The organism is Ruegeria sp. BG7 (genome assembly GCF_056535685.1).
Genome location: NZ_JBQFIU010000001.1, coordinates 3,611,575 through 3,626,022, shown reverse-complemented (window position 1 = coordinate 3,626,022; position 14,448 = coordinate 3,611,575). Strand labels below are relative to the sequence as shown.

Here is a 14,448-nt window from a genome sequence, read left to right as displayed (position 1 = left end):
ATCACTGCACCTGTCTCATCATGACCGCAGAAATCGGGGCCATCGCCACGCGGCTGCCCCGGTCTTCCAACCCCCAAAGCAGCAGGGCTGAAATCGTTTCCGGGCGGACCCGACCCAGCATGACCACAGCACCTTCTTGTCCGGCGCGGAACGCCGCCTGATCCAGGAACCGGCGCATCACTTTAGGGTCCTGACGCGCACCGTCGATGTCACGGAATACAACACCCGACGGCGTGCCATTGCGGGCTGCCAGCTTCTGCACAGTGTTCAACCCATTGTCCTGCGTGATCAGGCCACGACCTGTTCCGGCAGCAATTTCAGCAACCTGATCGGCCAGTTTCCGATTGCCATGAATTCCGCTGTCCACCCCTTCCAGAATGCCAACGGTTTCGGGCAGAGTGTCAAGCCAGACGGACAGCGAAACCTCAGCGTCTTGCGCAGTTGCAGCTTCGGGCAAATCAGCCAGAGCCATGACTTCGAACCCGGCCGCGCGGTGCCGCGCCATCTTTTCTGCAGCATCTGGATCAGACGGGTTCACGGCAAAACTGATGGGATAGGGAAAATCCTGAAGCGCCTCAGCCCCAAACGCGCCCTCGTCATCGATCAGGATGATGGACATGAGAGGTTTGGCTTCAGGGTTTTCGAATTTGGCCGCATAGCGTTCGATCGGCTTGCCCGCCGGTTTTGGCTCTTCCGCCGAGGCTTCGTCGGCCACAGGTTCATCATCACGTTCGGTTAGTGGAATGATACGTTTACCGATCGTTGAACTTGCGCTTGCTTCCTGGTCACCGCCAATCTGCGGCAGCGCAGCGATACGCGGCAGCTTGCGCGGCAGAACGTCCTCATCCCCTTCCACGGCGATTGGGCTGCTTTCAAACGGGTTTTCCTCGTCTGTGTCCTCAGTTTGCGGCAACGGATCTTCTTCCGGCTGAAGAAGAGCAACCTCGGTCGTCTCAGGCTCTACAGGAGGGGTCGGCGTATCGTCGATCACGGCTGGCCCCGCCTCGTCCTGCGGAGCCGAAGGCGCCAGGCTGGGTTCTGGCGGCGCTGCAGGAGCTTCGGTCACAACTGAAACTTCGGTCGCAACCGCAGCCTCGGGTTGGTCCACCGCCTCAGCTGCTGCGCCCACCTCCGGTTGCGTGTCCGAGGATGATTCAAGCCCGGACAAATCAGCCAGATCCTCGGTTGAGTCATCGGCGGCTTCCAGCCCATGCGGAGCCAATTCCACCACATCGGCATCGGATACGGCCTCGGTCACCTCAGTCGGTGCTTCAGGTGTTTCAGAAATTACCGGAGCCGGTGCTTCGGTGACAACAACCGGCGTATTGACCATCGGTGTCTTGAGCGACACGAACACACCCAAGATCAAAACAACGATCGCCCCGGCGACCATTCCCCCGAAAAATCCGCCCATATTTCCTGCCTTTCGCCTCTTTTCTCTGCCTCGTCCAGCTCTGCGCCATCTGATGTGGCGCTCGGCCAATTGGACGCGTCAGAAACGGTATGTCCTCTTGACGCTGCCGCTCAAGCCTGAGCATGTATGTGCGGACATTATACCGTGGCCCGGGGCTGCATCGCCAGCCTGAAATGCCCAAGCGAAGATAAGTGCCCATATGCTGCTGCTGATCGACAACTACGACTCGTTTACCTACAATTTGGTACATTATTTAGGCGAACTTGGTGCCGAAATGGTTATTCGCCGAAATGATGCGCTGGATGTGCAGGAAGCGATGGCCATGAACCCCGCCGGTATCCTGCTAAGCCCCGGCCCCTGCGACCCGGACCAGGCCGGGATTTGCCTTGCGTTGACCGAAGCCGCCGCAGAAACCAAAACACCATTGCTTGGGGTTTGTTTGGGGCATCAGACCATCGGTCAGGTTTTTGGCGGTAAGGTCATCCGATGCCACGAGATTGTTCATGGTAAAATGGGAACGATGAATCACACAGGCAAGGGTCTGTTTGCGGGGCTGCCTTCTCCGTTTGAGGCAACGCGGTACCATTCATTGATCGTGGAACGCGAAACCCTGCCAGACTGTCTTGAGATCACGGCTGAATTGGAAGACGGCACCATAATGGGGTTGCAACACAAGGAACTGCCCATTCATGGCGTCCAGTTCCACCCGGAATCCATTGCCTCCGAGCACGGCCACGCTCTGCTCAAGAACTTCCTGCAAGAACTGAAAGTCCCCGCATGAGCGACGCGCTGAAACCGCTGATCGGAGCCGCTGCCGATCGCCCTTTGACTCGTGACGAAGCTGAAAAAGCCTTTGCCATCCTGTTCGATGGCGAAGCCACGCCCAGCCAGATCGGTGGGCTTTTGATGGCCATGCGCACACGGGGTGAAACAGTCGATGAATACGCCGCTGCCGCTGCTGTGATGCGGGCAAAATGCAACGCTGTGACCGCCCCGGCAGGCGCGATGGACATCGTGGGCACAGGCGGCGACGGCAAAGGCACACTGAACATCTCGACCGCGACGGCTTTTGTGGTTGCGGGCGCCGGTGTCACCGTTGCCAAACATGGCAACCGGAACCTCAGTTCGAAATCGGGTGCGGCGGACGCGTTGGGTCAGATGGGGATCAACGTTATGGTTGGCCCGCAAGTCGTTGAATCCGCTCTGGAAAACGTTGGTATTGGCTTCATGATGGCCCCGATGCATCATCCGGCCATTGCTCATGTCATGCCATCACGCCAGGAGTTGGGCACACGCACAATCTTTAACATTCTTGGCCCTCTGACGAACCCTGCTGGTGTCAAACGGCAATTGACCGGCGCGTTCAGTCGTGACCTGATCCGGCCAATGGCCGAAACGCTTGGCTTGCTTGGATCAGACCGCGCGTGGCTGGTGCATGGCTCGGACGGGACGGACGAACTCACGATCACCGGCATCAGCTGGGTCGCCGCTTTGGAAGATGACACGATCAAAGAAGTCGAGCTACACCCCGAAGATGCGGGTCTGCCCGTGCATCCATTCGAAGACATCATCGGCGGCACACCGGAAGAAAACGCTGTCGCTTTCCGCGCCCTGTTGGACGGAGCCCCATCCGCGTATCGTGACGCTGTACTGCTGAACTCGGCCGCCGCTTTGGTTGTCGCCGAAGCCGCAAACGACCTGCGCGACGGGGTTGCCATGGCCGCCGAGAGCATCGACAGCGGCAAAGCCAAAGAAAAAATCGCCGCTCTGGCACGCAAGACACAGGAAGCCGAATGACCGAGACCGTACTGGACAAAATCAAAGCCTACAAACTAGAAGAGGTCGCGGCCGACAAAGCGCAGAAGTCTTTGGAAACACTGGAAAGTGAGGCACGGGCTGCATCGGAAACCCGTGGCTTTGCCGAAGCTTTGCAATCCGCCTCGCGGCAAGGCTATGGCCTGATTGCCGAGGTCAAGAAAGCCAGCCCGTCCAAGGGTCTGATCCGTCCGGATTTCAACCCGCCTGTACTGGCCAAAGCCTATGAGGATGGTGGTGCTGCGTGTTTGTCCGTGCTGACCGACACCCCAAGCTTTCAGGGTGCAAAGGAATATCTGACGCAGGCCCGCGAGGCGACTTCCCTGCCCGCTTTGCGCAAGGATTTCATGTACGACCCCTATCAGGTGGTCGAAGCCCGCGCGCTTGGCGCAGATTGCATTCTGATCATCATGGCATCCGTCAGCGATGATCAGGCGGCGGAACTGGAACAAACTGCTTTCGATTGGGGTATGGATGTTCTGATCGAAGTGCATGACGAAACGGAACTGGAACGCGCAGCACAGCTGAAAAGCCCGTTGATCGGCATCAACAACCGCAATCTCAAGACCTTCGAGACCACTTTGGACACCACGCGGCACCTGTCCAAGCTGGTGCCGGCAGACCGCACCATCGTTTGTGAAAGTGGCCTTGGAACATCAGACGACCTGAGGAGATCGCCCGCTACGGTGCCCGTTGCTTCCTGATCGGCGAAAGCCTGATGCGTCAGGACGATGTTGAGGCCGCCACGCGTCATATCCTATCCAACCCTCTGATCCCCGGAGTGATGTGATGCCGCTAACTCATTTTGATGCTCAAGGTCAGGCGCATATGGTTGATGTGTCGGACAAGGACGTGACCGACCGTGTCGCTGTCGCTGCCGGTCATATCAAGATGGCAGCGGAAACCTTTGAAATCATTTCAGAAGGTCGCGCAAAAAAAGGTGACGTGCTGGGCATCGCCCGTCTGGCGGGCATCATGGGTGCAAAGAAGACGCCCGACTTGATCCCGTTGTGTCACCCTCTTCCAGTCACCAAAGTCGCAGTTGAACTGACGCTTGATCCCGATCTACCGGGTGTTCAGATCGAGGCCACGGTCAAGACCTCGGGACAGACCGGCGTTGAGATGGAAGCCCTGACCGCAGTCTCAACCGCGGCTTTGACAGTCTATGACATGACAAAGGCCGTCGATAAGGCGATGGAGATTGGTGGCATCCGCGTTCTTCTGAAAGATGGTGGTAAATCAGGACGTTACGAGGCGAAATGATCACGGTCGAAGAGGCGCGCGCCCTGCTGTTCGATCTGGTGGGGGTTTTACCTTCGGAAGAGGTTCCTCTGGCTCAGTCCGCCGGGCGTGTATTGGCGCAGGATGTTGTAGCGGGGCGGAACCAACCTCCCTTCGCGGCATCGTCGATGGATGGGTATGCGGTGAAGGCCGCCGAAGTTGAGCTGCACGCCATGTTCAAGGTGGTCGGCGAATCCGCGGCCGGCCATCGGTTTGAGGGCCAGGTCGGTCCCGGTCAGGCGGTGCGCATTTTCACCGGTGCGCCAGTGCCCGAGGGCGCGGATTTTGTGGTCATTCAGGAAGATACCGACCGACGTGGCGACCTGATCACGATTACCGACGAACCCGGTTCCAAAACCAATATCCGCCCTGCTGGCGTGGATTTTGAAATCGGTACCTCCATTTCAGCACCCCGTTTGATCCGGCCCGAGGATGTGGCCCTGATGGCTGCAATGAACACCCCACGCGTCACGGTTGCGCGCAAACCGGTGATTGCCCTGATCTCCACCGGCGACGAGTTGGTGATGCCCGGAGAAGAGCCGGGCCCAGATCAGATCATCGCCTCGAACACATTCGGGTTGCAGGCTCTGCTTGAGGGATTGGGAGCAAAGGTGCGCGTTCTGCCCATTGCGCACGACACCGTTTCCTCGCTTGAAACTGCATTTGGCCTGGCACAAGGGGCCGATCTTGTCGTCACAATCGGCGGCGCGTCGGTTGGCGATTATGACCTTGTCTCGGATGTCTCGCAGGGATTGGGCATGGAACGGTCATTCTACAAGATCCGAATGCGCCCCGGAAAACCACTGATGGCCGGACGTATCGGCAAAACGGCTATGGTTGGCTTACCCGGTAACCCGGTCAGCGCCATGGTCTGCGGCTATCTGTTTCTGGCACCGATGGTACGCCGGATGCTGGGCCTGGACCACGTGGTGCCGCCTTTCCTTACAGCGCAACTTACGGAACCCTTGCTGGAAAACGGGCCGCGAGAGCATTACATGCGCGCGGTTCTAAGCGACACAGGCATTGCGGCCTGCGCCGATCAGGACAGCTCGCTTCTCAGCGTTCTGGCGCAGGCCAATGCGCTTTTGGTCCGACAACCGCACGATCCAGCCCGTGAAATCGGGGAAACGGTTCAGTACCTGCCGATCTGAGATGTTCTCAAATCCGTTGACACAAAACGTGAACATGCGTAGAACAAAAGAAAACGCATGAGCGACGAGGTGTGAGCGATGCTGACCAAGAAGCAATTGGATTTGCTGGAATTCATCCACAAACGCGTGCAGGCGGACGGTGTTCCGCCCAGTTTCGACGAAATGAAGGCCGCACTCGATCTGCGGTCGAAATCCGGCATCCACAGGTTGATTACCGCGCTGGAAGAACGCGGGTTTATCCGCCGCCTTGCCCATCGCGCCCGCGCGATTGAGATCGTGAAACTTCCCGAAAGCCTAGGTGGCGAACCCACAGCCGGGTTTACGCCGCGGGTTATCGAAGGTGACAAACCGGAAGGCCGCCGCCCTGCGAATGTGGAACCAGTGTCAGTCGACGCGCTGGAACTGCCGGTCATGGGTCGGATTGCGGCTGGTGTTCCCATTGAGGCCATCAGCCATGTCTCGCACCATGTTGCTGTCCCCGGCCCCATGGTCTCCGGCAAGGGCGAACATTATGCGTTGGAAGTTCGTGGAGATTCGATGATCGACGCGGAATCAACGACGGTGATGTGGTGGTGATCCGGGAAACGTCGACAGCAGATAATGGCGACATTGTGGTTGCCTTGGTCGAGGATCAGGAAGCGACATTGAAGCGTTATTTCCGCCGGGGCAACGCCATCGCGCTTGAAGCTGCCAATCCGGTCTACGAGACGCGTGTCCTGCCCGAAGAAAAGGTAAAGGTGCAAGGTCGCCTTGTGGGCCTGATCCGGACCTACTGATCCCGCTTGGACCGAAGGTCCCCGGGCGCGTTCGGGGACCAAAGCCTTTGCCCTGTCAGCGCGGCACTTGATATCAGCTTTCCGTCCAGAACAGACAGGCTGCCGGTTTCGTACAAGCGATCGGGGTCAAAAATCCCGCACGGCCCTTTCAAATTCAGAGCCACGGCAGAGACGATGATCTGGTTTGCCTTGCATTCGTCAAACCCGTTTGCAGCCCTTTTGCCGGTCAGGTGGATAATCTCCCGATCTTTCAACAGGTAGCGCTGGATCGTGTTCGCCTCGGGCCACCTGAGCGCAGCCTGTGACTGATCGACACCATCCCCGTCATTCTCAAGCCAAACGGTTGCAACAAACCCGCTGCCTTTGCTTTTGCTAAGCGCGCGGCCTTGTTCGGTCATCACGCCCACCAACCCTCCGGTTTCAGCAATCAGGGCGTCGGGACGCTGTCCCGCAGTCCAAAGCAAAAAAGCAGCCGCAAGCGGGCCCATCCCGACCCACCGCGCGTGTCCCTGCCACAAGGCAATCCACAAGGCACCCAAGGCAATGAGAGGCAGGACGTACCACGGCGGGCTGACCACAAAGCCTTGTGCGCCATCCATCTGCGAAACCCAATGTGATACCGTCAAGATCCACTCCAACGCCCACCCCATCACCGTCAGGGGTATCGCCTCAAGCCCCAGAGGCGCCAATAGCGCTGCAACCACGGCCGCCGGGACGACTAACAAACCCATGACCGGAACTGAAAGCAGGTTCGCCAAAAGGCCATAGTGCGACATGGTGTTGAAATGCGCTGCACCAATCGGAGCCGTCGCAAGCCCGGCAATGGCCGAAGACATGAGCACGCCAACCACTGGTTTAAGCCATTTTGGTCCGGGCATAGGGCCGACTTCGCGCAGCGCTCCGAACACGGCGACCAGAGCAGTTGTGGCCGCAAATGACATCTGGAACCCTGGGCTCAGGAGCGATTCCGGTCTGAGGAGCAGAACGATCACCGCCGCAACCGCCACAGCGCGCAGCGAGATCGCCCGGCGGTCAATTAGCACCGCGCCCAACATGACCGTGACCATGACAAACGCGCGCTCGGTTGCAAAGTTACCGCCAGAGAGCATCAGATAGATAGTCGCCGCAACCAATGCACATACCGCAGCCACCTTTCGAACAGGCAACCGCAGTGCAAGCGGCGGAAACAGCGACAAACCAACTCGACAGGCCACAAACACAAAGCCCGTCAGCAGCCCCATATGCAATCCCGAGATCGCCAGCAGATGCGCTAGGTTCGAAGCGCGCAGCGACGATAACGTATCTTGCCCCATACCACTGCGATCACCTGTGGTCACAGCGGCAGCAAAACCGCCGACTTCGCCCGGAAGTATCTCTTTCACGCGCCTCGATATGGCCATGCGGATGGCGGTTACCCGAACGCCCTCGATCCCGGCCGAGGCTGGTGCGATGGTCAGAACACGGACGCGTGTGTACCCCACCGCGCCTAAACTCTGGAACCAGGCATGGCGGCGAAAATCGAACCCACCGGGTTCCACCGGCCCCTGTGGCGGAGACAGATGCGCCGTCGTCATAATCCTCTGCCCCGGTGCAATAGGTCCGGTTGAGGCATGAACGGAAAGACGGACGCGCTGCGGCCTTCGCTCCTGCGGTACGTCCCCTATGCGTACCTGATCAAGCGTCAACCGCAACGCATCCGAGGCAGACCGGTCCATGGCGACGACCCTCCCCTCGATGGGGCCATAATATCGCCATGACAGAACCGGCTCTGCCACCATATGGGCGCGAGCACCTGCCAGGCAGAAACCAACAGCGATCAGCGCCCCCCCGATGGCCAACGAACCCACCCCCGGCGCAAGCCAGCGGCGCACAGTGATGAGAACCGCGCAAAGGCCGGCCAGACCAGCATAGTCCAGCAATTCAGGCTCAGCCCGAATGCTAAAATACAGACCGATCCCGGTCGCAAGCAAGACCGGCGTCCACGGGAACAGATACCCCGTTTGGCACAGCAGCGCGGCCTCGACCCGTGCAAGAACACGCATGGTTGCCCCCGTCCTTCGGGCTCGTTAGACAGGCGACAAACTATGCCAGATACGGTTACCAAAAGGTTAATCCCCATCATGTCCGACCAGGTCGTCACCCGCTTTGCCCCTTCACCCACCGGTTTTCTGCACATCGGTGGCGCACGCACCGCGCTGTTCAATTGGCTCTATGCTCGGGGTCGTGGCGGCAAATTCCTGTTGCGGATTGAAGACACCGACCGTGAACGCTCGACCCCCGAAGCAACCGCCGCAATCCTGCAGGGTATGGCATGGCTGGGTCTGGACCATGACGGCGACGTAATCAGCCAGTTCGAAGGGGCGGCCCGCCACGCCGAGGTTGCGCATCAATTGCTGGCCGAAGGCAAGGCTTACAAGTGCTTCTCGACACAGGAAGAAATTGCTGCCTTCCGCGAACAGGCACGAGCCGAGGGTAAATCGACCCTGTTCCGCAGCCCGTGGCGCGACGCTGATCCGGCAACACATCCCGATGCGCCATTTGTCATTCGCATCAAAGCGCCACAAGACGGTGCGACAGTGATCCGCGATCAGGTTCAAGGCGATGTCACCATCCGCAATGACCAGCTGGACGATATGATCCTGCTGCGTTCGGACGGCACACCAGTCTACATGCTGGCGGTGGTGGTCGACGATCACGACATGGGCGTCACCCACGTTATTCGCGGCGACGATCACCTGAATAACGCCGCGCGTCAGATGATGATCTATGAGGCAATGGGCTGGGACGTTCCGGTCTGGGCACATATCCCGCTGATTCACGGACCCGACGGCAAGAAATTGTCGAAACGTCATGGCGCACTGGGCGCGCAGGAATATCAGGCCATGGGCTATCCCGCGGCTGGAATGCGCAATTACCTGGCGCGTTTGGGCTGGAGTCACGGTGATGACGAATTCTTCACGGATGCGCAGGCAAAAGACTGGTTCGATCTGGACGGAATCGGCAAAAGCCCGGCCCGTTTCGATCTGAAAAAGCTGGAAAATCTCTGCGGGCAGCATATTGCAATCTCAGACAATGCTGCATTGCGGCAAGAAATTGAGGATTACCTCGCGGCAGCAGACCTTCCTGCTCTCACTCCGACACAATCTGGTGATCTGGAACGTGCGATGTATTGCCTCAAGGATCGGGCGCGTACTTTCCCGGAACTCCTTGAAAAAGCGCATTTTGCACTGACCCAGCGCCCAATTGTTCCGGATGAAAAGGCCGCAAAGGCGCTGGCATCTGTATCCGATGGTATACTGTCGGAATTGACGCCGCAGCTGCAAAATGTTAGCTGGTCCCGGAACGAACTGGAGGAGGCCCTGAATTCCTTTGCCGAGTCAAAGGAGCTCAAGTTCGGCAAGCTGGCAGGTCCGCTACGGGCTGCGCTGGCAGGTCGGGCCGTCACACCTTCGGTTTTTGACATGATGCTGGTGCTGGGGCGGGATGAAACCCTGGCGCGGCTTTCTGAGGCAGCGAAATAAACCCAATCTTCATAAACGGGTAACGCTGCTCCGCTAACACCCGGATTGCGCGTCCGCGCGCAGTCGTTGCCCGTATCGCTGGCGGTCTGTCCGGCGTGCGCATGAATGAAGAAGGGACAACTATGACTGACAGCAACAAAACAGCCACTCTGACTGTTCACGGCAAAGAATACGAGTTGCCAGTTCATTCCCCTACCGCCGGGCCTGATGTTGTCGATATTCGTAAGCTTTACGGACAGGCTGGGGTCTTCACCTATGACCCGGGCTTTACATCGACCGCCAGCTGCGACAGCACCATCACCTATATCGACGGCGAAAAAGGCGAGCTGCTGCACCGGGGCTATCCGATCGACCAACTGGCCGAGAAATCGCACTTCCTCGAGGTTTGCTATTTGCTGCTCTACGGAGAATTGCCAGCGGCAAAAGATCTGGAGAAGTTCGAAACAACGATCACCCGTCACACCATGCTGCACGAGCAGATGCAGTATTTCTATCGCGGTTTCCGCCGCGACGCGCACCCGATGGCCATCATGGTCGGTGTTGTCGGTGCAATGTCGGCCTTCTATCACGACTCGACCGACATTTCGGACCCGCAGCAACGTGAAATCGCATCGCATCGCCTGATCGCCAAGATGCCGACGATTGCGGCCTGGGCCTATAAGTATCACACCGGTCAGCCCTTCGTGTATCCGCGCAACGATCTGGACTATGCGTCCAACTTCCTGCGCATGTGTTTCAGCGTTCCCGCCGAAGAATATGAGGTGAACCCGATCCTCAGCCGCGCGATGGACCGTATCTTTACCCTGCACGCCGATCACGAGCAGAACGCTTCGACCTCGACCGTGCGTCTGGCTTCGTCTTCTGGCGCGAACCCGTTCGCCTGTATTGCCGCAGGTATCGCTTGCCTTTGGGGTCCGGCGCACGGCGGTGCGAACCAGGCATGCCTAGAGATGCTGGAAGAGATCGGCACTGTGGATCGTATCCCCGAATACATCGCGCGCGCCAAAGACAAGAACGATCCGTTCCGCCTGATGGGCTTTGGTCACCGTGTCTACAAGAACTTTGACCCGCGCGCCAAAGTGATGAAGCAATCGGCCGACGAAGTGCTGGATCTGTTGGGCGTTGAAAACAACCCGAAACTGCAGGTTGCAAAGGAACTGGAGCGCGAAGCGCTGGAAGATCCGTATTTCGCCGAGAAGAAACTGTTCCCGAACGTGGACTTCTATTCGGGCATCATCCTCGAAGCGATGGGCTTCCCGACGTCCATGTTCACGCCGATCTTTGCCCTGTCGCGCACCGTGGGCTGGGTCAGCCAGTGGAAAGAGATGATTGCCGATCCTCAGAACAAGATCGGGCGTCCGCGCCAGTTGTATCTGGGCGAAACGCTTCGGGATTACGTGGATATCGAAAACCGCTGATACATCAAACTTCCCAGACGTTTTTAAGGCCCCGTTTTAACGGGGCCTTTTTCATCGAGCACTACGCACCTGCACAACCCGTTGCTTTCGCAACAAAAACCTTCGGCCAAACCAGATGTGCTATTTGGGCTTCAGAACAAGCTCATTTGGTCACCCGGTTGCGGTGGAATAGCAAACAGATCGCAGCGAAGGGGCGCAGATTTAACAGAAAGCCCCAACCGTTTGCAGGCTGTCGAAAACCTTTGGGCAATAATCCCGGCGTATTCGCCCTCGCCCCGCATTCTGTGCCCCCAACGCGGGTCATAGTCCCGCCCACCGTGCATGTCGCGCAGCTTGGACATCACTTTTTCTGCCCGTGCCGGTTGGTGTTCGGCCAACCAATCCTGCCACAACTGCGACACCTCGCGTGGCAATCGCAGCATGATCCAACTGGCGGCATCTGCTCCGGCCGCCTGCCCCGCCTCAAGCAGGTTCTCAAGTTCATGATCCGTCAGCCCGGGCACAATCGGAGATGTCATCACACGCACCGGAACCCCGGCCTCGGTCAGTGTGCGGATCATGCGCAGACGCCGCTGCGGTGACGGTGCACGAGGTTCCATCCGACGCGACAAAGCGGGATCCAAAGTGGTCAGCGAGATCCCGACGCGCACCAATCCACGGCTGGCCATTTCAGTCAGAATGTCCAGATCCCGCTCAATCAGAGCGCCCTTGGTGACAATTGCAACCGGATGGTTGAACTCGTGCAACACCTTAAGGCAGGACCTTGTAATCAGGCGATCTTTCTCGATCGGCTGATACGGGTCCGTGTTTGTTCCTATAGCCAGCGGCGCGACCTTATAAGACTTGGACGACAATTCTTTGCGCAGAACACAGCTCATGTTGGGACGCGCCGTCAGGCGGGTTTCGAAATCCAGCCCGGCAGACAGACCCAGATAGGCATGACTGGGCCGGGCAAAACAATAGACACAGCCATGTTCGCACCCCCGATACGGATTGATGGAACGGTCAAACGGCAAATCCGGAGACCGATTATACGTAATCGCACTACGCGCTACCTCATCCCGTGTTTCGGTGCGCAGCAGCGGTAGGGTTTCGTCACTGTCCCATCCGTCATCGACAACGACGGTGGCGAAGCGCTCGAACCGTCCGGCGGTGTTTGTACGTGTTCCTCTGGCTTTTACGGTGGGCACAGCATTCACTTCAGCAATTTGTTCGCGTTATGTTCTCATCGGAACATACGGCCGACACAAGCCCTGCGCAAGTCATCCCTGCGTCAGTCCAAATAGGAGCGATCAAGCGGAGTGCACGATAATCATGCAGATTTTTCATTCGAGCCGCGCGTTTTTTTGACATATAGGTCGGTCCCGAAACGACCGACGTCGCAATCGTCACAGTCAGAATGCGACGTTTTGGCCAAAACGGAAAAAATGCCACCACGGGCCGATGGCCCGCCCAGCACAGGGAATACCCCATGTCCGACGAAGAAGACATCATCCTGTCCGAACTGAACGACGACGAACTTGTCGAGCAGATGTTCGACGATCTCTACGATGGTCTGAAAGAAGAGATCGAAGAAGGAACCAACATCCTGCTGGAGCGTGGATGGACCCCTTATGACATTCTGACCAAAGCTCTGGTCGGTGGCATGACCATTGTGGGCCATGACTTCCGCGACGGCATTCTGTTCGTGCCCGAAGTTCTGCTGGCCGCCAACGCCATGAAGGGCGGTATGGCGATCCTGAAGCCACTGCTGGCCGAAACCGGCGCACCGCGCGTTGGCAAGATGGTGATCGGCACCGTCAAGGGCGACATCCACGACATCGGCAAGAACCTTGTGTCGATGATGATGGAAGGCGCTGGGTTTGAAGTTGTCGATATCGGTATCAACAACCCGGTCGAAAACTACCTGGAAGCACTGGAAACCGAGCAGCCCGACATTCTGGGCATGTCCGCCCTGCTGACCACCACAATGCCTTACATGAAAGTGGTCATCGACACACTGGTCGAACAAGGTGTGCGTGACGACTATATCGTTCTGGTTGGCGGTGCCCCGCTGAACGAAGAGTTTGGCAAAGCCATCGGCGCAGACGCTTACTGCCGTGACGCGGCTGTTGCAGTGGAAACTGCAAAGGACTTTGTAGGCCGCAAGCACAACCAATTGGCTGGCTAAACTATCTGAAATTTCACCCAAAGGGCTGCCCGAACTGGGCAGCCCTTTTTCGTTTCAAACCAATGGCATGAAAAACCGGAACACTAAGAAGCGACTTTTCTCAAGAAGCCGTCGACACAAAACGTCGGGCTGCAAAACCAAGCCGATGACGTCGGCAGCCTGCCTTCAGAGGTCGGAACAAGGCTTGCTCATCATTGATATTCATCTTCTTCTAAGAACAGATTCAAAGGACGCCACACCATGCAAAAAGACGCCCTGCCCGATGATAACAGTCTGACAACCAAAGGTTATTCCAGCGCCGAGTCGGGTCGTATCCTTCTGATCGCTTGCGGGGCTTTGGCCCGAGAGATTCTGGACATCAAAACACGTAATCACTGGGACCATATGGAATTAACGTGTCTGCCCGCGATTCTGCATGTTCACCCGGAAAGGATCACGCAGGCCGTAGAAGATGCTGTGGCCAAACACCGGGACAAATTCGACAAAATCTATGTGGTCTACGCTGACTGTGGAACCGGCGGCCTTTTACAACAAGCCTGCGAAAAACTTGGGGTCGAAATGGTGAAAGGTCCCCATTGTTACTCGTTCTTCGAAGGCAACCAAGCCTTTGAGGCGCGCGGCGAAGATGAGACCACGGCCTTCTATCTGACAGACTTTTTAGCCCGGCAATTCGACGCTTTCGTCTGGAAGCCCTTGGGGCTGGATCGTCACCCAGAGCTGCGTGACATGTATTTTGGCAACTACACAAAGCTGATCTATCAGGCCCAGATCGATAACCCGGACCTGACCGCGCGCGCCCGTGAATGTGCGGACCGTATGGGGTTAGAGTTCGAACGCCGTTTCACCGGCTATGGCGATCTGGAAACCACTTTGACAGATTGGGCAAACCGTCCGACCTGACC

At 57.8% G+C, this 14,448-nt stretch carries 11 protein-coding genes and 2 pseudogenes; 10 read left to right on the top strand and 3 right to left on the bottom strand.

The annotated features are described in order from the left end of the window. Position 1: 1 nt before the first annotated feature. On the bottom strand, positions 2-1,414 hold the full coding sequence (locus ACR3EH_RS17945; RefSeq protein WP_171183359.1) for a divergent polysaccharide deacetylase family protein: 1,413 nt from the start codon (positions 1,412-1,414) through the stop codon (positions 2-4). Positions 1,415-1,613: 199 nt separating this feature from the next. On the opposite strand from ACR3EH_RS17945, the gene ACR3EH_RS17940 reads away from it, so the two are divergent. The 6 genes and pseudogenes from ACR3EH_RS17940 (at position 1,614) to lexA (ending at position 6,437) form a co-directional block, all read left to right on the top strand. Continuing rightward, the gene (locus ACR3EH_RS17940; protein WP_171090244.1) at positions 1,614-2,195 is read left to right on the top strand and encodes an anthranilate synthase component II; all 582 of its coding nucleotides are present in this window, start codon (positions 1,614-1,616) and stop codon (positions 2,193-2,195) included. After that, positions 2,192-3,211, top strand: a complete 1,020-nt coding sequence (gene trpD / locus ACR3EH_RS17935) for an anthranilate phosphoribosyltransferase (RefSeq protein WP_171090246.1) — start codon at positions 2,192-2,194, stop codon at positions 3,209-3,211. Before ACR3EH_RS17940 ends, trpD begins: the two co-directional genes overlap by 4 nt. Next, positions 3,208-4,019, top strand: a pseudogene (gene trpC / locus ACR3EH_RS17930) (indole-3-glycerol phosphate synthase TrpC). Before trpD ends, trpC begins: the two are co-directional and overlap by 4 nt. Beyond that, positions 4,019-4,492, top strand: a complete 474-nt coding sequence (gene moaC, locus ACR3EH_RS17925; RefSeq protein ID WP_171090250.1) for a cyclic pyranopterin monophosphate synthase MoaC — start codon at positions 4,019-4,021, stop codon at positions 4,490-4,492. Before trpC ends, moaC begins: the two are co-directional and overlap by 1 nt. Further along, the gene (locus ACR3EH_RS17920; RefSeq protein WP_171183360.1) at positions 4,489-5,661 is read left to right on the top strand and encodes a molybdopterin molybdotransferase MoeA; all 1,173 of its coding nucleotides are present in this window, start codon (positions 4,489-4,491) and stop codon (positions 5,659-5,661) included. Before moaC ends, ACR3EH_RS17920 begins: the two co-directional genes overlap by 4 nt. Before the next feature lie 78 nt (positions 5,662-5,739). Beyond that, a pseudogene (gene lexA / locus ACR3EH_RS17915) lies at positions 5,740-6,437 on the top strand (transcriptional repressor LexA). On the opposite strand, the gene ACR3EH_RS17910 reads toward lexA, so the two are convergent. Further along, a complete protein-coding gene (locus ACR3EH_RS17910) occupies positions 6,431-8,479 on the bottom strand; it encodes a ComEC/Rec2 family competence protein (RefSeq protein WP_171675585.1) in 2,049 nt (682 codons plus the stop codon). The pseudogene lexA and the gene ACR3EH_RS17910 overlap by 7 nt on opposite strands. A 78-nt stretch (positions 8,480-8,557) precedes the next feature. Between ACR3EH_RS17910 and gltX the strand changes: the two genes are divergently transcribed. Beyond that, on the top strand, positions 8,558-9,958 hold the full coding sequence (gene gltX, locus ACR3EH_RS17905) for a glutamate--tRNA ligase (protein ID WP_171647030.1): 1,401 nt from the start codon (positions 8,558-8,560) through the stop codon (positions 9,956-9,958). A gap of 122 nt (positions 9,959-10,080) precedes the next feature. Beyond that, positions 10,081-11,376 (top strand): citrate synthase, encoded by a 1,296-nt coding sequence (gene gltA, locus ACR3EH_RS17900; RefSeq protein ID WP_171090260.1) that lies wholly within the window; start codon positions 10,081-10,083, stop codon positions 11,374-11,376. A gap of 131 nt (positions 11,377-11,507) precedes the next feature. Here the strand turns inward: gltA and ACR3EH_RS17895 are convergent, their stop codons facing one another. Further along, a complete protein-coding gene (locus ACR3EH_RS17895) occupies positions 11,508-12,566 on the bottom strand; it encodes a PA0069 family radical SAM protein (protein WP_371808436.1) in 1,059 nt (352 codons plus the stop codon). Positions 12,567-12,847: 281 nt separating this feature from the next. Between ACR3EH_RS17895 and ACR3EH_RS17890 the strand changes: the two genes are divergently transcribed. Further along, a complete protein-coding gene (locus ACR3EH_RS17890; protein WP_171090262.1) occupies positions 12,848-13,546 on the top strand; it encodes a corrinoid protein in 699 nt (232 codons plus the stop codon). A 240-nt stretch (positions 13,547-13,786) separates the two neighbouring features. After that, on the top strand, positions 13,787-14,446 hold the full coding sequence (locus tag ACR3EH_RS17885) for a DUF1638 domain-containing protein (protein WP_171183364.1): 660 nt from the start codon (positions 13,787-13,789) through the stop codon (positions 14,444-14,446). Positions 14,447-14,448: the final 2 nt, after the last annotated feature.

Bases quoted from the DNA above. Each gene is read 5' to 3' on its own strand.
- moaC (WP_171090250.1), top strand. From the start codon at position 4,019: ATGCCGCTAACTCATTTTGATGCTCAAGGTCAGGCGCATATGGTTGAT.
- ACR3EH_RS17885 (WP_171183364.1), top strand. From the start codon at position 13,787: ATGCAAAAAGACGCCCTGCCCGATGATAACAGTCTGACAACCAAAGGT.
- ACR3EH_RS17910 (WP_171675585.1), bottom strand. From the start codon at position 8,479: ATGCGTGTTCTTGCACGGGTCGAGGCCGCGCTGCTGTGCCAAACGGGG.
- gltX (WP_171647030.1), top strand. From the start codon at position 8,558: ATGTCCGACCAGGTCGTCACCCGCTTTGCCCCTTCACCCACCGGTTTT.
- ACR3EH_RS17940 (WP_171090244.1), top strand. From the start codon at position 1,614: ATGCTGCTGCTGATCGACAACTACGACTCGTTTACCTACAATTTGGTA.
- ACR3EH_RS17890 (WP_171090262.1), top strand. From the start codon at position 12,848: ATGTCCGACGAAGAAGACATCATCCTGTCCGAACTGAACGACGACGAA.
- ACR3EH_RS17945 (WP_171183359.1), bottom strand. From the start codon at position 1,414: ATGGGCGGATTTTTCGGGGGAATGGTCGCCGGGGCGATCGTTGTTTTG.
- ACR3EH_RS17920 (WP_171183360.1), top strand. From the start codon at position 4,489: ATGATCACGGTCGAAGAGGCGCGCGCCCTGCTGTTCGATCTGGTGGGG.
- trpD (WP_171090246.1), top strand. From the start codon at position 2,192: ATGAGCGACGCGCTGAAACCGCTGATCGGAGCCGCTGCCGATCGCCCT.
- gltA (WP_171090260.1), top strand. From the start codon at position 10,081: ATGACTGACAGCAACAAAACAGCCACTCTGACTGTTCACGGCAAAGAA.